This is a genomic window from Streptomyces sp. NPDC001027 (genome assembly GCF_040299045.1).
GTDB lineage: Bacteria > Actinomycetota > Actinomycetes > Streptomycetales > Streptomycetaceae > Streptomyces.
In genome coordinates this window covers 18,968-37,783 of the sequence record NZ_JBEPBI010000067.1, presented here as the reverse complement: position 1 = coordinate 37,783, position 18,816 = coordinate 18,968, and the positions used below count along the sequence as shown (strand labels likewise).

General features: G+C 71.8%; 18 protein-coding genes. 7 read left to right on the top strand and 11 right to left on the bottom strand.

The features are described 5' to 3' along the window. Window positions 1-54: 54 nt before the first annotated feature. Window positions 55-2,661, bottom strand: a complete 2,607-nt coding sequence (locus ABT300_RS20160; protein ID WP_351677421.1) for a D-alanyl-D-alanine carboxypeptidase — start codon at window positions 2,659-2,661, stop codon at window positions 55-57. A gap of 236 nt (window positions 2,662-2,897) precedes the next feature. On the opposite strand from ABT300_RS20160, the gene ABT300_RS20155 reads away from it, so the two are divergent. The 3 genes from ABT300_RS20155 (at window position 2,898) to ABT300_RS20145 (ending at window position 5,119) form a co-directional block, all read left to right on the top strand. Then, a complete protein-coding gene (locus ABT300_RS20155; protein WP_351677419.1) occupies window positions 2,898-3,653 on the top strand; it encodes a GOLPH3/VPS74 family protein in 756 nt (251 codons plus the stop codon). A gap of 229 nt (window positions 3,654-3,882) precedes the next feature. Further along, complete coding sequence (locus tag ABT300_RS20150) at window positions 3,883-4,740, top strand: helix-turn-helix domain-containing protein (protein WP_319276116.1); 858 nt, start codon at window positions 3,883-3,885, stop codon at window positions 4,738-4,740. Between the two features lie 187 nt (window positions 4,741-4,927). Beyond that, entirely contained in the window at window positions 4,928-5,119 is a 192-nt protein-coding gene (locus ABT300_RS20145) for a DUF397 domain-containing protein (RefSeq protein WP_306951378.1), read from the top strand. A 139-nt stretch (window positions 5,120-5,258) separates the two neighbouring features. Here ABT300_RS20145 and ABT300_RS20140 read toward each other — a convergent pair whose 3' ends face one another. Both ABT300_RS20140 and ABT300_RS20135 read right to left on the bottom strand, forming a co-directional pair. Further along, window positions 5,259-5,762, bottom strand: a complete 504-nt coding sequence (locus ABT300_RS20140; RefSeq protein ID WP_057578906.1) for a glutathione peroxidase — start codon at window positions 5,760-5,762, stop codon at window positions 5,259-5,261. Window positions 5,763-5,772: 10 nt separating this feature from the next. Continuing rightward, window positions 5,773-6,816 carry an ArsR/SmtB family transcription factor gene (locus ABT300_RS20135; protein ID WP_351677416.1) on the bottom strand — a complete coding sequence of 348 codons (1,044 nt, stop codon included), beginning with the start codon at window positions 6,814-6,816 and terminating at the stop codon, window positions 5,773-5,775. A gap of 137 nt (window positions 6,817-6,953) precedes the next feature. Here ABT300_RS20135 and ABT300_RS20130 point away from each other — a divergent pair, with 137 nt between their 5' ends. Next, complete coding sequence (locus ABT300_RS20130) at window positions 6,954-8,144, top strand: MFS transporter (RefSeq protein ID WP_351677414.1); 1,191 nt, start codon at window positions 6,954-6,956, stop codon at window positions 8,142-8,144. 6 nt (window positions 8,145-8,150) lie between these two features. Here the strand turns inward: ABT300_RS20130 and ABT300_RS20125 are convergent, their stop codons facing one another. Further along, window positions 8,151-8,741, bottom strand: a complete 591-nt coding sequence (locus ABT300_RS20125) for a DUF4396 domain-containing protein (protein ID WP_351677412.1) — start codon at window positions 8,739-8,741, stop codon at window positions 8,151-8,153. Window positions 8,742-9,796: 1,055 nt separating this feature from the next. Between ABT300_RS20125 and chvE the strand changes: the two genes are divergently transcribed. Together chvE and ABT300_RS20115 are read left to right on the top strand one after the other, a co-directional pair. Further along, window positions 9,797-10,888: a multiple monosaccharide ABC transporter substrate-binding protein gene (chvE, locus tag ABT300_RS20120; protein WP_351677410.1), complete on the top strand. Its 1,092-nt coding sequence runs from the start codon at window positions 9,797-9,799 to the stop codon at window positions 10,886-10,888. A 75-nt stretch (window positions 10,889-10,963) separates the two neighbouring features. Further along, window positions 10,964-11,152, top strand: coding sequence for a hypothetical protein (locus tag ABT300_RS20115; RefSeq protein WP_351677408.1), 189 nt, complete (start codon window positions 10,964-10,966; stop codon window positions 11,150-11,152). A gap of 36 nt (window positions 11,153-11,188) precedes the next feature. Here ABT300_RS20115 and ABT300_RS20110 read toward each other — a convergent pair whose 3' ends face one another. The 6 genes from ABT300_RS20110 to ABT300_RS20085 form a co-directional block, all read right to left on the bottom strand. Continuing rightward, window positions 11,189-12,622, bottom strand: coding sequence for a diacylglycerol/lipid kinase family protein (locus ABT300_RS20110; RefSeq protein WP_351677405.1), 1,434 nt, complete (start codon window positions 12,620-12,622; stop codon window positions 11,189-11,191). A gap of 50 nt (window positions 12,623-12,672) precedes the next feature. Next, the gene (locus ABT300_RS20105) at window positions 12,673-13,158 is read right to left on the bottom strand and encodes an SHOCT domain-containing protein (protein ID WP_351677402.1); all 486 of its coding nucleotides are present in this window, start codon (window positions 13,156-13,158) and stop codon (window positions 12,673-12,675) included. Between the two features lie 241 nt (window positions 13,159-13,399). Further along, complete coding sequence (locus ABT300_RS20100) at window positions 13,400-14,506, bottom strand: M23 family metallopeptidase (RefSeq protein WP_351677424.1); 1,107 nt, start codon at window positions 14,504-14,506, stop codon at window positions 13,400-13,402. A 490-nt stretch (window positions 14,507-14,996) separates the two neighbouring features. Beyond that, on the bottom strand, window positions 14,997-16,025 hold the full coding sequence (locus tag ABT300_RS20095) for a zinc-dependent alcohol dehydrogenase (protein WP_351677399.1): 1,029 nt from the start codon (window positions 16,023-16,025) through the stop codon (window positions 14,997-14,999). Next, window positions 16,018-16,449, bottom strand: coding sequence for a tautomerase family protein (locus ABT300_RS20090; protein ID WP_351677396.1), 432 nt, complete (start codon window positions 16,447-16,449; stop codon window positions 16,018-16,020). Before ABT300_RS20090 ends, ABT300_RS20095 begins: the two co-directional genes overlap by 8 nt. Before the next feature lie 154 nt (window positions 16,450-16,603). Further along, a complete protein-coding gene (locus tag ABT300_RS20085; RefSeq protein ID WP_351677393.1) occupies window positions 16,604-17,299 on the bottom strand; it encodes an SDR family NAD(P)-dependent oxidoreductase in 696 nt (231 codons plus the stop codon). Between the two features lie 102 nt (window positions 17,300-17,401). Between ABT300_RS20085 and ABT300_RS20080 the strand changes: the two genes are divergently transcribed. After that, on the top strand, window positions 17,402-18,280 hold the full coding sequence (locus tag ABT300_RS20080) for a helix-turn-helix transcriptional regulator (protein WP_351677390.1): 879 nt from the start codon (window positions 17,402-17,404) through the stop codon (window positions 18,278-18,280). A gap of 262 nt (window positions 18,281-18,542) precedes the next feature. Here ABT300_RS20080 and ABT300_RS20075 read toward each other — a convergent pair whose 3' ends face one another. Then, complete coding sequence (locus ABT300_RS20075) at window positions 18,543-18,770, bottom strand: S1 domain-containing protein (protein WP_351677387.1); 228 nt, start codon at window positions 18,768-18,770, stop codon at window positions 18,543-18,545. Window positions 18,771-18,816 lie beyond the last annotated feature (46 nt).

Sequence of the window (18,816 nt, the reverse complement as noted above, 5' to 3'; positions counted from 1 at the left end):
CCCGCCGGGCGGCTGCCCGACGGGGTGCGGAAGGCGTGCGGACGGGCGTCGCGGTCAGCCGACGCGGGTCAGCTTGTCCGAGAAGCCCGGCTCGGCCAGGTCCGTCTGCAGGGCGACCGGCACCTTCACCGCGCTGCTGGTGCCGTCGCCGACGGTGAGCGTGCCCACCTGGGTGCCGGCCTTGGCGGTGTGCGGCACCTCACCGGAGGTGAACGACAGCTTCACCGTCATGCCCGCCCAGCCGGCCGCCGAGACGTCCTGGGTGATGACGACGGGCGTGTGGCCGCCGAGCCCGTCGTCCACGTACCCGACGACGTCGCCCTTCTTCAGGATCTTCGCCGAGGTGAGCGCGTCCTCGGCGGCGAGCAGCGCCGTCTTGCTGACCGCGTTGACCGTGGCGAGGATCTTCTGCTTGTGCTGGCCGAGGATCGCGCCGACGAGGGTCACCGACTTCCCGCCGACCTGCTTGCGCGAGGCGAACAGCAGGTTGCCGCCGGCCGCGCTGGTGCTGCCGGTCTTGATGCCGATCGCGCCGATCTTGAACGGCAGCTCGTTGTAGTTGTTCCAGTACTTGCCGGTCGCGTCGGTCCAGCTCGCCGCGCTGGAGATGGCGACCAGGGCGGGCACCTTCACGAACGCCCGGCCGAGCTTGACCTGGTCCTCCGCCGTGGAGACGGTGGTCTCCTTCAGGCCCGAGGGGTCGGTGTACGTCGTGTTCGTCATCCCCAGTTGCTTGGCGGTGGCGTTCATCTTCTTCACGAACGCCTCCACCGAGCCCGCGTCCCAGCGGGCGAGCAGCCGCGCGATGTTGTTGGCCGAGGGGATGATGACGGCCGACAGGGCCTGCTTCTCGGTGAGCTTGTCGCCGGCCTTGACGGTGTTGAGCGTCGACTCGTCGAGAGTGACGTCGTAGCCGCCCTCCTTCTCCGCCGTCGCGTCGACCTCGATCTCCGGGCCTTCCTCGCCGGCCTTCATCGGGTGGTCCTTGGCGATGATGTACGCGGTCATGGTCTTGGCGACGGAGCCGATGGCCACGGGCGTCTGCTTGCCGAAGCTGCCCATCGTGCCGACGCCGTCGGCGTCCATCCAGCCCTGTCCCTCGTTCGGCCAGGGCAGTTGCGTCTTGCCGCCCTCGAACGTGTAGGAGTCCTTCGCGGTCAGCGTGAGCGCGGTCGCCGGCAGCGGTCGCATGGCCTGCACGATCGCAAACACGATGACCAGCAGGATGACCAGCGGCGTCCAGATCTTCAGCCGTCGGCCGAGGGTGCGCAGCGGGGTCGGCGGGGGCGGCGGGGTGTTCGTCAGCTCGGCCAGCAGGTCCAGCGGCGGCTTCGGGGGCAGCGGCTGCTGCGTGGTCCGCTCCGGGCCGACCTGCGGGACGAACGCGGTGACGTCGGCGGCCGCCGGGGCGGCCGGCTTCGGCGGACGGGGCTCGTCGAGCGGCTTGAGCGCGACGAACCTGCTCGTCCGCTCGGCCGGCGCCCCGGGCCCGTCGGAGGCCTTGTCGGTCTCGGCGGCCTTGTCGGCCTTGTCGGCCTTGTGGGCTCCGTCGGTCTCCCCGGCGGCGCCGGGTGCGTCGGTCGCGGCGGCCTTCTCCCCGGCCGGCCTGGGCTTGACGTCGCCGAGCTTCAGCATCGTGGTCGGCTGGTCGACGGCGGGCTTGGGGCGGGGGGTCTTGAAGACGGCGGTGGGCTGGTCGACGGGAGAGCGGTCGGGCCCGGCGTCCTCGGGCCCGGCGTCCTCGGGCTCGGCGTCCTCGGGCCCGGCGTCGAGGTCCGGCTCGGCGTCGGACTTCTCCGGCTTGTCCGACTTCTCGGGCTCGGCGGCGTCCGACGCCCACTTCGGCGCGCGCTTGGCGGCCGGCCCGGCATCGACTTCGGCTTCGGCTTCGGCGTCGACCTTGTCCTGCGGCTCGGCGGACTCGGAGGGCTCGTTCGCGTTCTCGGGTCGTGCGTCCTCGGGCTCGTCGGAGGCGTCGGAGGCGTCGCCTCGGTCGTCGGCCTTCGCGGCGGCGCGCTCCGAACGCGGGTCGTCGTCAGGGGCGGCGTCAGCGAGCTCTTCCGCCTCCTCGCCGGCCGACTCGGTCGCGGGGCCGTCCTCGGGGCTCTTGTCGTCCGCCGTGGCGACCCACTGGGCGACGGCCGCCCGCAGACGGTCCTCGCCGTCCTCGGGAGCCCCTCCGGGGGCCTCGGCGACGCCGCGGGCCTCGTCGCCGCTCTCGGGGCCGTCCCCGGCGTCGTCGTGGCCGCCCTGCCCGGCCGCCGGGGCCGTCTCGGCGTCCTTCGCGTCCTCGGAGTCGTCCGACACGGCTGCCGGGGTCTCCTCGGCGTCCTCCGGCTCCTCCTCCGCTTCCGGCTCCCCGGTCGGCTCGCTCGGCGCGGACCCGGTCCCGGCGGGGTCGGCTTCGGCCTTCGCGGCGCCGGACTCTTCGGCGCCGGGCTCCTCGGCCTCCTCGGTCTTCAGATCCCGTACCGAGAACACCCGCGTCGCCGTGTCCACGCCGCCGCGGGCCGGCGAGGGCTCGCTGTCCCGCGCCACCGCGACCCGCGGATCGCGGATCTCGCGAGATTCCCGTGCCTCGGGAACCGTGCCCGCGCTCCCCGACGTCGGTTCTGCCGACGACTCGCGCTGCTTCGACCTGTCGGGGGACTCGCCCGCCACCGATGCCTCCTCGTGTGCCGCACGCCGTCAGCGCGCCTGCCGAACTGTGAACAGCCCGCCCCGGGCCGCCTCACGGCGTTGCCCGAACCATGTACCAGTGTCCTGTGTAGAGGGCTTGGCTCCTGCGGTAGACGAGAACGACATACCTACTGGTTCCACTACAAACAGGTCACGCACCCTCGACAGATGAATGTGAGAGGGGTCACCCTGTCATTCATCCACGCGGGGAGGCATGGATGGGCAGGAGCCGCAGAACGATTCCGGAAGAGCTTCTTCTGCTGGCGTTGGACCCGACCACGGGTACCACCGCACAGCCGCAGTCGCTCGACCTTGGTCTGGCCGGAGCACAGCTAGTGGAGCTGGCGCTGGCCGGGCGGATAGCCCCTGACGGGGATCGTATCGCCGTGGTGTCCCCACGGCCGACTGGAGACCCAACGCTGGACTGCGCGTTGGAGTTGCTGCGAAGGCGCGGCGCTCCCGTACGGGCCGTCCACTGGATCGGCGGGCCGCGTCTCGGGCTACGCCAGACCTATCTCTCGCATCTGGAGCGGTGCGGCATGGTGCATGCCGTGGCGGGTCAGATGTGCGGAGTGCTGCCGACGACTCGCTACCAGGCGACGGACACCGACATCAGCCGGGAGATCAAGGCCCGGCTGGACTCCGCGATCCGCACCGGCGTGCCGCCGGACCCGCGGACCGCGGCGCTCGCCGCTCTGGCGCACGCGGTCGGCCTCGGCAAGCACCTGTACCCGGGCAACGAGGGACGCTCGTCCCGCTCCCGGCTGCGGGACCTGATCAGGCACGACCCCATGGGCGGCCTCGTGGCGCACGCCGTGATGGACGTCCAGAACGGCGCGGCGGCACAGCCGCGCCGCAACCAGGCGCCCCCCGGCCGACAGGCCGGACCGGGAGCCAGGCCCGCACCGGAGCCCGCCCGTGGCGTTCCGGCGCAGCCGCACCGCAGCCCCATGGCGCGTGTGGTGGCCCTCTGAGCCCACAGACCTGAGACCTGTTCGGGAGCCGACGCGGCCCGCGCGGGGCGGTGCATCTGCCGCCCCGCGCGGACGTGTGTCGGGAGCCCTGCCTGGTTCGGCCCGAACTGGCGCGCAGCGGCCGCATATCCACCGTTTTCCAGCGGTGGAAAGCGCCTTGGTGGCAGTCTGCTGAACAGCAGATACGCAAAGTGTTTGAGCCAGACACGCAGCCGGAGGTGCACGTCCCGTGGCGTCCAATGTCAATCCCACCGTCAGACGACGCCGGTTGGGCCAGGAGCTGCGCCGGCTCCGTGAGCTCAAGGGCATGACGGCCGAAGAGGTCGCCGAGCGCCTGCTGGTGTCCCAGTCGAAGATCAGCCGCCTGGAGAACGGTCGGCGCAGCATCAGCCAGCGCGACGTCCGCGACCTGTGCGGGGTGTACGAGGTCGAGGACCAGCGGATGGTCGACTCGCTGATGGAGATGGCCAAGGACTCCCGCCAGCAGGGCTGGTGGCACGCCTTCGGCGACGTCCCGTACAGCGTCTACATCGGTCTGGAGACGGACGCGGCGAGCCTGCGCGTGTACGACCCGCAGGTGGTGCCCGGGCTGCTGCAGACCCGCCAGTACGCGGAGGCCCTGATCTCGGGCGCGCTGCCGGAGACCGCGCAGGCGGAGATCGACAAGCGGGTGCAGGTGCGCATGCGCCGGCAGGAGCGGGTCTCGTCGGGCGAGAACCCGCTGCGGCTGTGGAGCGTCATGGACGAGTCGGCGCTCCGACGCGTGGTCGGCGGCCGTGAGTTGATGCGGGACCAGCTGGAACACCTCGTCGAGCAGTCCCAGCTGCCGCATGTGACGGTTCAGGTGATCCCGTTCGAGATGGGGGCGCATCCCGGCCTCAACGGCCAGTACGCGATCCTCGAGTTCCCCGACACGGCCGACTCCAGCGTCGTCTACATCGAGGGCGTCACCAGCGACCTCTATCTGGAGAAGCCGAACGACGTGCAGAAGTACAGCGTGATGTACGAGCACCTGCGCGCCCAGGCCCTCAACGTGGAGCAGTCCCGCCAGTTGATCGCCGACATCGCCAAGGGCTATGTGCGGTGAGGTCCGGTGGGAAGTGGCGCATGATACGCGTTAACCCCACCGGTATGGAAGTTTCCACTGGAATATGTCATCCGGTCGAGTGAATAGTCGCTTCGTCAGTCGATGTTGGCGAGTAGCGTCGATCACGCCATCAAGCAACAAGGTTGGCGTGAAGACAGCAACTCAACAACTGCACTCCGGAGCAAAAATGGCAATTCGTCAGGGCAGCGCGCACACGTGGACCAAGTCCTCCTACTCCACGGGCAACGGTGCGTGCGTCGAGGTCAAGTCGCCGGCCGTACAGGCCCTGTTCGTCCGCGACTCCAAGGTCCAGGACGGCCCGACCCTGGTCTTCCCCGCCGACGCGTGGAGCGACTTCGTGGCGTCGGTCAAGGCGTAGGGCGGAGGACTTCCTGACCCTCAGCCGGATACCGAACACCACTGCGGAAGAACCACCCACGGGCCCTCTCGTCCAGATCGCCGTCCTAGCCGAGGGGGCCCGTCGCATGCCCGGGCGGCCGAGCCGCCCGCCCGTCCGCTCAGCCCAGACGGCTCTCGATCGCCGCGACCACCTCGGGGGCCTCCGGCTCGGTCTGCGGGGAGAACCGGGCGACGACCGAGCCGTCCCGGCCGATCAGGAACTTCTCGAAGTTCCAGCGGACGTCGCCGGTGTGGCCCTCGCCGTCCGCGAACCCGACGAGCCGCTCGTACAGCGGGTGCCGGCCGTCACCGTTGACCTCGACCTTCTCGGTCAGCGGGAAGCTCACGCCGTAGGTGGCCGAGCAGAACTCCGCGATCTCCTCGGCGCTGCCGGGCTCCTGCCCGAGGAACTGGTTGCAGGGCACGCCGAGGACCGTGAAGCCCTGCCCGGCGTAGCGCTCCTGGAGCCGCTCCAGGCCGGTGTACTGCGGGGTGAGGCCGCACTTGGAAGCCACGTTCACCACCAGCACGACCTGGCCGGTGTACTGCGAGAGCTCCGCGGAGCCGCCCTTGAGGGCGTCGATCTGGACGTCGAGGGGAGAGGTGCCGGCATCAGTAGTCATGCTCCGGATGCTAACTCCGGACAGCGCCCCCGCCTCCGGCCGCCTCCGCCAGGGCGTCTCCGGCCGCCGTCCGCGAGTACAGCACCGACCGGCCCGCGCGCCGCCGCCGCACCAGGCCCGCGTCCAGCAGGACCCGCAGATGGCGGCCCACGGAGCCGAGGCCCTGGCCGGTCAGGGCGACCAGCTGGGTGGTGCTCAGGGGGCGGGCGAGCAGCACCAGCACCGAGGCCCGTCCCGGACCCAGCAGCGCGCCGAGCGCGGCCGACCCCGAACCGGCGCGACGGCGTCGGTCCCCGGCGAGCACGCCCGTGCACGGATAGACGACGGCATACCGCCCCCGACCCTCCGGTCCCCCTGGTCCTTCCCGACCTTCCGGTCCCGCGCGCTGTTTCCGCTCCTCCCACGACACCCAGCCGGCCTTCGGCGTGACCGGCACGAACAGCAGCTCGGCCCCGGAGATCTCGCGCGGCGGATACTCGTGCAGGTTCACCTGGAAGCGGCTCTCGCCGAGCCAGCGCGTCCCCGGCCGCAACGAGTCCAGCACGGCCGCCCAGCCGCCCTGGCTCACCTGCGCCGTCCGTGCGACGACGTCCGCCTCCAGGACGCGCCGGCGGCGCTCCCAGTCCGGCCGCACGGCCGTCTCCCACACGTGCTCCAGGAGCGCCGCCGCCCGCTCGGGCAGGTCGTCCCGGTCCAGGGCGGCGGGCAGCGGCCCGGCCAGGGACGTCCGCAGATGCGCCCTCGCGTCCGAGGGATCGGCCGACCGCACCCGGGCCACGCCCTCCTCGAAGCTCTCGCCGTCCCTCGGCGTGGGCGTCAGGAAGTCGGCGATCCAGCTCCTGCCGAGCCCCGCGCGCACCAGCAGGGCCGTCACCGGGTCCGCGGCCAGCACGGCCCGGTAGCCGGGGAGGCGGGCGTGCAGCCACTCCTGCTCGCCGGGATGGCGCCCCGCCCCCGCGTGCAGCAGCTTCAGACTCGCGAAGGTCTCGGTGAGCGGCGAGATCACGAACCGGCTGCCCGCCAGGGTGTCCGCGTTCACCTGCCACCAGCCCACGCCGCCCCCTCCGTCCTTTCCGCCGTCTGCCGTGCCGCCGTTTGCCATGCCGTGGTGCCGTCGTGCCGTCCTGGACGACCTTTCGCGCGACCGCGAAACAATAACCGGGCTGCTCGAGGCCGTCCGAGACTCCGCACATGCCCCGTTACCGACCGCTGTTCCGCACCCCGGAGTTCACTCCCCTCTTCCTCTCCTCCGCCGCGCACACCGCCGCCTCGACGGTGGGCGGGCTGGCGCTCGGCACGCTGGTCTACCGGGCCACCGGCTCGCCGCTGCTCTCGGCGATGAGCATGTTCGGTCCCTCGCTCGCCCAGGTGCTGGGCGCGACTCTTCTCCTCTCCGGCGCCGACCGGCTGCCCCCGAGAGCCACGCTGGCCGGGATCTCGCTCGGCTTCGCCGTCACCACGGCCGCCCTGGCCGCCCCCGGCCTGCCGGTCTACGGCGTCCTCGCGGTCGTCCTGCTGCAGGGACTGATCGCCTCGCTCGGCGGCGGGGTCCGCTGGGGACTGCTGAACGAGATCCTCACCAAGGACGGCTATCTGCCCGGGCGTTCGCTGTTCAACATCCTGCACGGACTGATGCAGATCGCCGGATACGCGGCCGGCGGCGTCCTGGTGGCGGCGCTCTCCGCACGCCGGACCCTGCTGCTCGCGGCCCTGCTGTACGCCGTCGCCGCCGCGGTCGCCCGGCTGGGGCTGACCGCCCGCCCGCCGCGCGCCGCCGGCCGCCCCTCCGCCGCCGCGACCCGGCGCACCAACGCCGTCCTGTGGTCCTCCCGCCCCCGCCGCCTCACCTACCTGGGGCTGTGGCTGCCCAACGGTCTGGTCGTCGGCTGCGAGGCCCTGTTCGTGCCGTACGCCCCGGACGCGGCGGGTACGCTGTTCGCCTGCGCCGCGCTGGGCATGCTGGTGGGCGACGTGACGATCGGCAGGCTGGTCCCGCCGGCGGCGCGCACCCGGCTGGCGACCCCGCTCCTGCTTCTGCTGGCCGCGCCCTACGCCCTGTTCGCCCTGCACCCCGCGCTTCCGCTCGCCGCGGTCTGCGCCGCCCTCGCCTCCGTCGGCTTCGGCGCGAGCCTGGTCCAGCAGGAACGGCTCATGGCGCTCACCCCGCCCGAGCTCAGCGGCCACGCGCTGGGGCTGCACTCGTCCGGGATGCTCACCGTGCAGGGCGCGAGCGCCGCCCTCGCGGGCACGGCGGCCCAACTCACCTCCCCGGCCGCGGCGATGACGGCGATGGCCCTGACGTCGGTCGCGGTGACCCTGGCGCTGCACTCCGCGGGACGAGCCGGAGCACGACCCACGGCGCGCACGGGCCCGGCCGAGTGAGCGCGCTCAGCCGTGGGCGTGCGTGTGGGCGACGGCGTGGCCCTTGCCGCGGGCGATCATCCACTTGTTCACCGGCGTCGTGATCAGGAAGGCCACCGCGAAGCCGCCGAGAAGGGCCGCCCAGAACAGCCCGTCCGACAGCTGGGCGTCCATCGCTCCCGGCGTGAAGGCGACGATCGCGTTGTCGACCAGTTCCATCACGGCGATCGAGACGGTGTCGGCGGCCAGCGCCACCTTGACGGCGGCCCGGAGGTCCAGACCCGCCCGGCGCACCGAGAACAGGGTGAGGGAGTAGCCGAAGAAGAACGCGAGCACGATCGCGACGACCATGGTCGGCACGTTGCCCCAGCCGAGGGCGGTGCCGATGACCATGCCGAGGATCTCGCCGATGGCGCACCCGGTCAGGCAGTGCAGCGTCGCCGTGACGGCCATGGCCCAGGAGGCGTGGCCGCGCTGCTGTTCGTGCCCGCCGGACGCCCCGTGACCGCCGGTGCGGCCCTGCACCCCGGAGTGGTGGGGCTGGTGCGGGTGCTCGGGCTCGTGGGAGCGGTGGGGTCGCTGAGGTTGGTCGGGCTCCGCGTGCTGGTCGTGAGACATGCCTCCTGTATACCCCTGGGGGGTATCCGGGGCAAGCGATGACGCGCTTTCGACGGTTCGCGGCTGATGGCCGGTGGCTGGTGGCTGGCGGCCGGTGGCTGGCGGCCGGTGGCTGAGGGGTGACGGTCGACCGCCGAGAGTCCGCCATGCCCGCGGTCCGCCGTCCGGCGCGCGGCGGCTTGCGCGATGGGCTTTGCACGGGGCGACGGACATGGAGGGCGCGCGCCGGGTCTTCCGGCGCGAGAACGTCGCCAGACCGCGGAGCGGCGTGACGGACTTGACCGCTGGTCAAAATGGGAGCAGTGCCCCCGGAATGCCTGCCTCCGGGCTTTCAGGGGCGACCCAAAGCGATTTTAAACACCTTCAGAAAACGGTTTCGTTCGTCCCGTTGACACCTTGCGCACCCCCTTTTAAGGTCACGCCAGCATTCTGACCAGGTGACGAGATTTCGAACGTTTGAGAGGCAAGTGCCCTGCGCATCACCGGAGTCAGCACACCCGTGACCGGAAACCGGTGGCGCAGCCTGAGGTATTCACAGGTGCGTACCGGCAAACCGGTTAGCGGGGTGGGCGAAATCCGCGCAGGCGGCCGCGCCGGGACGCCTTTCGGCGATCTGCGGGCCATCGGGATGGCCGAAATTCGACCCCGCCGATCCGCCGGAGGACCGGCCCCTCGCGTCCCTCTCTCCATTCGCGCCCCTCGCACCCCTCATGCCTCGCACACCCCTCACACCCCTCATGGCCCTCACGGACCTCATGTCGCGCGGTCGACCTCTGCGAGATCCGCCGACCGATCACGGCTGACGGACCCGGCGCACCACGATCCCCGACGACCTCGGCGGCCGCGTGCGCCTGCGAGGACGGCGAGCACCTCGCCCCCGTCGCTCCACGCCGCCGGAAGTCCCTCCGCCCGTCTGTGCGGCGCCTCCGCTGTGCCACGCCTTCCCGCGGACCCGCGGCCCTTCTCCGGTCCGCCGCCCCACTGCTTCTTCCCCACCGACGGCTGACACTCCGTCACCCACCCCCCTCAACGACGAGAAACTAGGAACCATCTCCATGCGTAACCGAAGAGCCTTCCTCGCCGCCCTCACGGGAGTCGCGTCTCTGTCCCTCACCCTGTCCGCCTGCGGCGAGACCGACAGCAGCGGGGACAAGGCCAAGGGCGGCACCATCGGCATCGCGATGCCGACCCAGGCCTCCGAGCGCTGGCTGACCGACGGCAAGAGCGTCGTCAAGGACCTGAAGGGCTACGGATACCAGACCCAGCTGGTCTACGGGCAGGACAACCCCAAGACGCAGGTCTCCCAGATCCAGGCCCTGATCAAGCAGGGCGTGGACGCGCTGATCATCGCGGCCATCGACAACAAGTCGCTGAACGGCGTGCTCCAGGAGGCCGCCGCCGCGAAAATACCGGTGATCTCCTACGACCGGCTCATCCTCGGCACCGCCAACGTCGACTACTACGTCTCCTTCGACAACGATCAGGTCGGACGGCTGCAGGCGCTCTACATCATCGACAAGCTCGGCCTGGAGGACGGAAAGGGACCGTTCAACATCGAGCTTTTCGCCGGTTCCCCCGACGACAACAACACCCAGTACTTCTTCGAGGGCGCGATGCACCTTCTGCAGCCGTACCTGGACAACAAGCAGTTGGTCGTCCGGTCCGGCCAGACCGCGATGAAGGAGGTCACCACCCTGCGCTGGGACGGCCCCACCGCGCAGAAGCGCATGAACGGCCTCCTCTCCGACTACTACCGGACCAAGAAGGTCGACGCGGTCCTGTCGCCCTACGACGGCATCTCCATCGGCGTGCTGAACGCGCTGAAGGGGGACGGCTACGGTTCCAACAGCAAGCCCCTGCCGATCATCACCGGCCAGGACGCCGAACTGGCGTCGATCAAGTCGATCATCGCGAACGAGCAGTCGCAGACCGTGTACAAGGACGTCCGCCAACTCGCCTCCGCGGCAGCCGACATGGCGAACGACATCCTCACCGGCAAGACGCCCAAGGTGAACAACAGGCTGAGCTACAAGAACGGCGTCAAGACCGTCTCCTCCTACCTGCTGCAGCCGACCAGCGTCGACAAGTCCAACTACAACTACGTGCTGGTCGCGGGCGGTTACTACACCGCCGCCGAGCTCAAGTAGCCGTACGACGCACACGCCGCCGGTGACCGGCCGGGGACGGGCCACGGGGAGCGGGGACGGGAGGCGGGGGACCGGGTGGAGAGAGAGCGGCGCCGGGCGGCGGACGCGGCGGATCTCGTCGTGGCCGGCTGCGGATGGCTCCTGACGGTGACCGTCGTCGCCCTGCCGGGGCTCGTCCTGAACGACGGGCCGCTGACGGCGTACCTGGTCGTGGTGGGCGGTGTGATCGGCCTGCTGTGGGCCCGCAGCAGGCTGCACCGCTGACGCTGCGGGTGACGGCGGCGAGGCCGGCGCGGTGACTCAGGCCGGCGTCCCGCTCTCTGCGCCCGGCGCCGGACGGCGGTGCGGACGGCCCAGCGCCAGGCGCGCCACGCGCGGCCAGTCCACCACGGCGGCGGTCGCGCCTGCCGCGCCCGGGCGGCGGCGCGGCACGCGGACCCGCAGCGCACCGGGCGCGCTGCGGCACACCACGGGCGACGGCAGCACCGTGTGCTCCCCGTCGATGCCGACCGGCAGGGTCGCCGTGTCGGCTTCGACGACGACTTCCTCCGCACTCAGCCGCATGACTCCCGGCGCCCGGGGACCGCGCACCAGGCGCGCCGCGTCGGCGGCGTTGTCGACCCGCACGCCCACCACGCCCAGCTCGCCCGAGTCCAGCCGCTGTCGGCGTCCCGGATTGACCGCGTCCACGGCCCGCCCGTAGGGGTTGTTGCTGACGAGCAGCGCCTGAAGACCCTCGGCCCGGGCGGGACCCCCGGCCCCGGCCGCCCTCATGCGCAGCCTGGGCGCGTCCTCGGCGGTGAGAAGGCCGGGGAGCGCCTGGAGGACGGTGTGCGCCTTCGCGTCCCGGTAGGCGGGGTCGGCGACCACGGCCGCGTACGTCCCGAAGGAGGCGTTGTTGACGAAGACCCGGTTCGCGGCGTACCCGAGGTCGACGCGGAGCTCGACGGCGTCGGACAGGGCCCCGAGAGCCGCCGCCGGGTCGTCGCGGTCGAGGCCGAGGTCGAGGGCGAAGTGGTTGCGGGTGCCGACGGGGATCACCATGAACGGCAGATCGTTGCGGGCCGCGACTTCGGCCACCAGGGCCTGGGTGCCGTCGCCGCCCGCCACCCCGAGCAGGTCTGCTCCCTCGGCCACGGCCCGCCGGGCCAGCTCGGCGACGTCCTGGCGCCCGTCGAGCAGCACCACCCGGCAGCCCGCGTCCCGGGCCTTCTCCACGAGGTGGAACCGGCCCGCCTTGCCGCCGCCCGAGCGCGGATTCATGAGGATCCAGGGGGCCCGTGGAGCTTCGGCGACCTCCCGTTCGAAGCCGATGCGGCCGCCTGTCGAGGACGCATGAGCCGAGGACGCATGAGCCGAGGACGCGCGCGCCGCCGTCAGGGCCAGCACCCACAGGGCCACGGAGAGCAGCGCCGGCCCGAGCATGCCGAACGCGGCGTACAGGGCGAGCACGGCGACCGGCGCCGCCACCGCCAGAGCCACCCCGACGCCACGGACCACCCCGGTGTGCGACAGCGCCCACCACACGCCGACGGCGGCGAGCGCCACCCCGGCGACGCCGACCAGGGCCCACAGCGCGCTCCGCAGACCGGCGGCGACGAGCGGCACGAGGACGCAGCCCAGCAGGGCCAGCAGGGCGAGGCGAGCCCATCCGGCGCCGCTGCCGCCTCGCGCGCGCCCGGTCCCGCGCCCTGCCCCTCCGGGCCTCTCGGCGTGCCCTACGTGTCGTCCCACCTGCGGCCCTTTCGTCGTCCCAGCCGCCGGCCCCGGCGTCGTTCAGCCGCTCAGCGACCGGAGGCGGGGAGGGTGGTGGAGCCCGGGTGCTCCGCCGGGCGGTGGCCGCTCAGAACCAGTTCCTTGGCCCTGCGGAACTCCTCGTCCGTGATGTCGCCGCGGGCGCGGATCTCGGACAGCCGGGCGAGCTCGTCGACGCTGCCGGTCCCGCCGCCGGCCGCGGTCTGTCTGATGTAGGCGTTGAAGTCCTCCTGCTGCGCACGCGCCTGCGCGATCTCCCGGCGGCCCATGTTCCTGCCGCGGGCCATCACGTAGACGAACACGCCCAGGAAGGGCAGGAGGATGCAGAACGCCAGCCAGCCGGCCTTCGCCCAGCCGCTCAGCTCGTCGTCGCGCAGGACGTCGCCGACGATCCGGAAGAGCAGCACCAACCACATGATCCACAGGAAGAGCCAGAGCACGCTCCAGAAGACGCCCAGCAGGGGGAAGTCGTACGCCAGAGAGGTCTGCGCGCTGTGCTCACCGATGTCGCTCATGTCGCCTCCGTTCCGGGCGCTCGCCCGGCGGCCCGGGCGCTTCGTTCGGCGCCCGGCTACAGCGTGCGCACGCCGATGCGGCCCCGGCCTCACCCGGCACGGGTGAGCGTGTGCCCGCGCAGCGTGCGACGGCCGGACACGGGCGCTGGTGTGCGCCCCCGTCCGGCGTCGCGGACGTCGGTCGGTCGGTCGGTCGTGGATCCTCACGCTGCGCTCGGCCGTGGGTCCGACCGGCGTCCGGTCAGAACTTCAAGATCTCGCGGTCGAGCGGATACTGGTCACGGTGAGGGCCGTCGTACGGCGAGGGCGTGATCGGCAGGACGCCGGTCGGCTGCAGGCCCAGGTTGTCGTCCCAGAGTCGGGGCACGACGTGTCCGACGACGCGGAAGTGCCGGAAGGTGAACGGCGGACTGTCGGTGGGGAAGAAGTGCGCCGTGGTCATCACCTGGAAGTGCAGGTGCGGCGTGGTGGAGTTGCCGCTGTTGCCGATCAACCCGAGGACCTGGCCGGTGTCGACCCGGTCGCCCTTGCGGACCTTGAGCGAGCCGGGCTTCATGTGGGCGTAGAGCAGATAGCGGCCCGGCGCGACCTGCACGGTGACGTGGTTGCCGACGGTGTCCTCGATCGGCGGGACGGGCGGTGTGACGGGCGGCGTGTTGTCCGCGATTCCGTCCTGGACCTCCACCACGGTGCCGCCGGCCGAGGCGACGATCGGCTGACCGTAGCTCAGGTAGCTGGTGAGCTGTGCGGGGTCGCCTTGCCAGGTCTGGCCCTGCCTGCCGACCCGGTACCAGTCGATCGCGAAGCGCTGCGGCACGTAGAAACGGCCGTTGATCGGGGCGAGGCCGCGCCGGTGGTGGGTGTTGCCGCAGCACGACTCGCTGGAGTACCAGGTACCGGGACGGACCGGCGGGCTCAGGTTCAACGGCGGCCTGCCGGAGGTCCGGGTGGCCTGCACCGTCTCCACGAAGGGGGAGGGGCCGGAGGGGGCCAGCACGGCGCCCGAGAGACGGTGCTCGAGGACCTCGGGCGCCGGCCGGCGGCGGTCGAGGACCAGGTCGAGCCAGATGATCCACTGCTGGGAGCCCTGGATGACGGTCGGCGTCGGCCCCGGAGGCGCCGGGGTGTACCCGTCCGCACCCGGCAGCGGGTCGCCCACCGGGTTGGCGGCGTCGGCCAGCGCCTGCCCGCGCAGCGAGCCGACGACCCGGTGCGTGCGGGCGTCTCGGACCTCGACGCGGTCGAGCCGCAGCGGCGTGCTGCTGGGCAGCGCACTCGTGGTGAGCAGCTCGTACGAGATGTGCGTCTTGCCGTCCGTGGCGACGAACGGCGTCGGTTTGGTCAACACTGCCGCCGTCAACGGCGTGAACTGTGCGCCGGGCGCCGGAGTGGCCGGGCCGGTTGCTTGTCCTTGTCCCGCCGAGGCCACCAGCATGCCGGCCGCGAGCACGGCAGCGGCGAGCCCGCGAAGTAGCGGGCCGCGGCCAGTGCGGTTGCGAGGGTCGCGCTCTGCCATTGCGCTCTTTCGTTCGTCGGATCCGGGGCCGCGAACGACGCCGGCGCGCCCCGCGCCGAGGCGCACGCCCATGTAATCCCGCGGCGTGCCGCTCCGGGCGCAGGGCGTCGGACGCAGGCGACGAACTACACCCGTCCAGCCGCAGCGGCCGCCGAGCCCCGCCCGTCGGCGTCGGCGTCGGCGTCGGTGTGGGTGTCGGCGAGGGCGCAGAGCCGGGGAGAGGAGAGGGTGCGGGCGGCGACCGACGGCCGGACGGTAGAGCCGGTGGGGGCGCCGCCCGGTATCCACGATCCGAGGTCGCGGGGTCGCGGGGTCGCGGGGGTCAGTGGGCGGCTCGCGGCGCGGCGGTGTCGCGGACGAAGACGGGCTTGAGGTGCTTCTCGGGAAGAACCTCGGGAAGTCGCTCCCAGTCCAGGACATGGGAGACGACCCGCTCGGGGGTGACCTTCCCGGACGCGGCGAGGTCCAGGGCGTCGGGAAGGTGGTGGCGCACGTTGTCCCGGGCGATGCGCAGGGTGACGCCGGTGAGGTACATGTCGAGCAGCGGCAGTTCGCCGGGGCGGAAGTGGTTGCCCGCCGATTCGCAGATGCCCTCCGGCGCCAGGGAGTTGAGCGCGAGGGCGAGTTGGTCGACGCGGCCGGTGGCTTCGACGGCGATGTCGAAGCCGTGCCGGATCGGCTCGATCGTCTCGGCGGTGCGGGCGCCGAAGCCCGCTGCGATCTCGCGGTGTTCGGGGTCGGGGTCGACGTAGAGGACGTCGCCTGCGCCGAGCGCGCGGGCGATGTCGCACACGTACAGGCCGATGCTGCCGCGCGCGACGACCAGGACCCTGGCTCCGGGCCGGGCTTCGAGGTGGGGGGCGATCAGACGCCAGGACAGGGACCAGTTGTCGCTCGCCGAGGCCATGGCGACCGGGTCGACGCCGGCGGGAAGCGGGACGAGCATGGCGTCCGCGTACGGGACGCGGACCAGGTCGGAGAAGAGACCGCCCCAGTTGCCGCCGATGGGTGCGCCGTACATGGCCATGTACGGGACCGAGGTGCAGTGCGCGGTCAGTCCCCTGCGGCAGTGGGCGCAGGCGCCGCAGTTGACGGACCAGGGCACCACGACTAGGTCGCCCGGGGCGACGGCGGTGACGGCGTCGCCGGTCTCGACGACCCGGGCCACGCACTCGTGGCCGAGGGCGAACGGCGGTTCTATGAAGCCGTGTCCGGCCAGGATCGCGGAGTCCACATCGCAGGAGGTCGCGGCGACCGGTGCGACGATCGCCTCGCCGTCCGCCTGGAGCCGGGGGTCGGGCGCTTCGCGCCACTCGACGGTGCGCCGGCCGACGTAGGTCAGTTCACGCATCGCTGCGCTTCTCCTTCGCCAGCGCCACCAGGTCGGCGTGGCGGATGACGGAGCCGCCCGCACCCCACGCGCCGTCGGGCTGTTCGTTCACCAGCACCCACACCCGCAGGGCGTCGTCCGGGCCGAGGCCGGCGGCGGACAGGACGGTCTTCGTCGCCTCCTCGACCAGACCGGCCCTGCGGCGCTCGGACAGAGCCCCCTGCGGGACGGTGACGTCCACGAGGAATCGCGGCGCGTCGTCCTCCGCCGTGATCTGCGCGTCCTCGGGAATCTCCACCAGATAGCTCCACGCCTGGGCGCGGAAGAAGGCGGTGTCGGGTGCGCCCTCCCAGCGGAGCAGCACGGCGGCGAGGTCCCGCTGGACGCAAGCGCGGCCCTCCTCGCTCAGGGAACCGGTCGGGGCGGTCAGCCGGACCAGGGGCATGGCGGCTCCTTCGTTCTACGACGGCCTTTCGCTATGACGATCGTTATAGCGAAAGGCCACAGTAGAATATGACGGTCGTTATAGCCAGTGGGGGGGCGGCGCAGACAGGGCGGGGTGCGGGCGGGGAGGAGGGTGACCCTGATTCAGGGGCGGGTCACCAGCCCAGCACGCCGTGGCGGTCGCGGAGGGTTCCGGTCGGTCCGTCCGCGCCGATGGTGGCGAGTTCGACGATCGCGTCGGTGCCCTCGGTCACCGTCTGCGGGCCGCTGTGCCCGTTGAAGTCGGTGGCGGTGTAGCCGGGGTCGGCCGCGTTGACCTTCACCTCCGGCCAGGACTTCGCGTACTGCGTGGTCAGCATGGTCACGGCGGCCTTCGACGCCGTGTAGAGCGGCGCGACGGCCCGGCCCTCGACGCGCCCGGTGTCATGGGTGGCCGCGAACGACCCCATGCCGCTGGACACATTGACGATGACCGGGTGGGCGGACTTGCGCAGCAGCGGCAGGAACGCGTGCGTCACCCGGACGATCCCGACGACGTTGACCCCGAAGACAGCGGACGCGTCGGCGGCCGTGAGCTGGTCGGCGGGAACATGTGCCCCGAAGACACCGGCGTTGTTGATCAGTACGTCGATGCCGCCCTCGCGAGCCTCGATGTCGGCGGCGGCCGCGGCGACCGACGCGTCGTCCGTCACGTCGATCTGCACGAAACGAGCGCCGAGCGCGTCGGCGGCCGCCTGGCCACGCTCCGGATCGCGAGCGCCGACCACGATGGTGTGGCCGGCGTCGATCAATCTGCGGGCGGTCTCGTACCCGAGGGACTTGTTGGCTCCGGTGATGAACGTTGTCGTCATGCGCTCACTCTCAGCCCGTGACGAGAGGACAACCAGTGCCTCCTGCGACGGTAGGACGGCCAGTACCAGGCACGACGGCTGTCCGGCGGACACAATGGTCGAGTGGACGAGACCCTTGGCACGGCGCTGCGCCGCTGGCGCGACCGCCTCTCCCCCGTCGACGTCGGGCGGCCGGCGCGGCCCGGGCGACGTGCGGCGGGCTTGCGACGCGAGGAACTGGCCGAGCTCGCCGGGCTGTCGGTCGACTACGTGGTGCGCCTGGAGCAGGGACGCGCCACGAGCCCTTCGGCGCAGGTCGTCGAGAGCCTGGCCAGGGCACTGCAGCTGCAGCCCGCGGAGCGCGACTACGCCTACCGCCTGGCCGGCCTGCTCCCTCCCCAGGAGGGGACGATCTCCACGCACGTTCCGGCGGGGGTCCAACGGATGCTGGCCCGCCTCGGAGAGTTCCCCGTGGGCGTGTTCAGCGCCGACTGGACCTTGCTGTCCTGGACTCCCGGATGGGCCGTGCTGCTCGGCGACCCCGGCGCACGGCCGCCCGCCGAGCGGAACCTGGCGCGGGCGGTCTTCGCGACGGGCCCCTCGGGGCTCGCGGCCTGGCCCGTGCTCCAGGAGGGCGACGCCCTGCGCCCCGCCCTGGTCGCCGATCTGCGCACGGCTCTCGTCACCTATCCCCGCGACCGTCGACTGACCGGCCTCATCGAGGAACTGCGCTCCACCAGTGCGGAGTTCACCCGGCTGTGGGACAAGGGCGCGGTCGGACGCCACGTCTCGTCCCGCAAGACCATCGTGCACCCCCAGGTCGGCGAGGTGACCTGCGACTGCGATGTGCTCACCGTCCCGGGCTGCGACATCCGCCTCGTCGTCTACACGGTGGCCGCAGGCTCCGCCGACGCGGAAAAGCTGGAGTTCCTACGCGTGACGAACGGAGTCCACACCGCCGGCCCCACCCCACCGACCCCCAACCACCCCTCCACGCCATAACCCGGCGGCCGACCGCGCCGACGACCAAGTGCCCATACGCCTCAAGCCCGCCGGACGCCGATCCGAAAAGCGAGATTGCCGGACGGCGGCGTATGGAAACCGAACAGGGCGATGAACAGCACGCCGAGGACGGCGGTGATGAAGGGCAGGACCGCGTCCGTCGATGACCGACGGAGATGTAGGGGCAGGAACGCAGTTCAGAGGAATCAGTCGGCCTCGTCGCGCGGCATCTCCGGCAGGATTCGAACCTGCGACACCCGCTTCAGGGGCTCGATCGAGGCACGATCCTCACGGCCCGGTAGTCGTAGCCGTCCTGCTTGAAGCCAGGGGCTTCCCACCGGAGATCTACACGCTGCCCAGGCGACAGCGTACGAAAGCCCTTCGTCTGGATGTCGGCGTAGTGGCCCCAACAACCGCCGGGCGTCTCGGGGGAGTCGAGTACGCCCCACCCTTCCTCGTCGTACCACTCACGGACAGTCGCAATCACCATGCAGCGACTCTACGGGGAGCCGGCTGAGCCGACGAGTCGGACGCCC

Coding starts and splice junctions, on each gene's coding strand:
- ABT300_RS20155 (WP_351677419.1), top strand. CDS start 2,898: ATGGGCAGGAGCCGCAGAACGATTCCGGAAGAGCTTCTTCTGCTGGCG.
- ABT300_RS20145 (WP_306951378.1), top strand. CDS start 4,928: ATGGCAATTCGTCAGGGCAGCGCGCACACGTGGACCAAGTCCTCCTAC.
- ABT300_RS20140 (WP_057578906.1), bottom strand. CDS start 5,762: ATGACTACTGATGCCGGCACCTCTCCCCTCGACGTCCAGATCGACGCC.
- ABT300_RS20130 (WP_351677414.1), top strand. CDS start 6,954: ATGCCCCGTTACCGACCGCTGTTCCGCACCCCGGAGTTCACTCCCCTC.
- ABT300_RS20125 (WP_351677412.1), bottom strand. CDS start 8,741: ATGTCTCACGACCAGCACGCGGAGCCCGACCAACCTCAGCGACCCCAC.
- chvE (WP_351677410.1), top strand. CDS start 9,797: ATGCGTAACCGAAGAGCCTTCCTCGCCGCCCTCACGGGAGTCGCGTCT.
- ABT300_RS20105 (WP_351677402.1), bottom strand. CDS start 13,158: ATGAGCGACATCGGTGAGCACAGCGCGCAGACCTCTCTGGCGTACGAC.
- ABT300_RS20095 (WP_351677399.1), bottom strand. CDS start 16,025: ATGCGTGAACTGACCTACGTCGGCCGGCGCACCGTCGAGTGGCGCGAA.
- ABT300_RS20090 (WP_351677396.1), bottom strand. CDS start 16,449: ATGCCCCTGGTCCGGCTGACCGCCCCGACCGGTTCCCTGAGCGAGGAG.
- ABT300_RS20085 (WP_351677393.1), bottom strand. CDS start 17,299: ATGACGACAACGTTCATCACCGGAGCCAACAAGTCCCTCGGGTACGAG.
- ABT300_RS20075 (WP_351677387.1), bottom strand. CDS start 18,770: ATGGTGATTGCGACTGTCCGTGAGTGGTACGACGAGGAAGGGTGGGGC.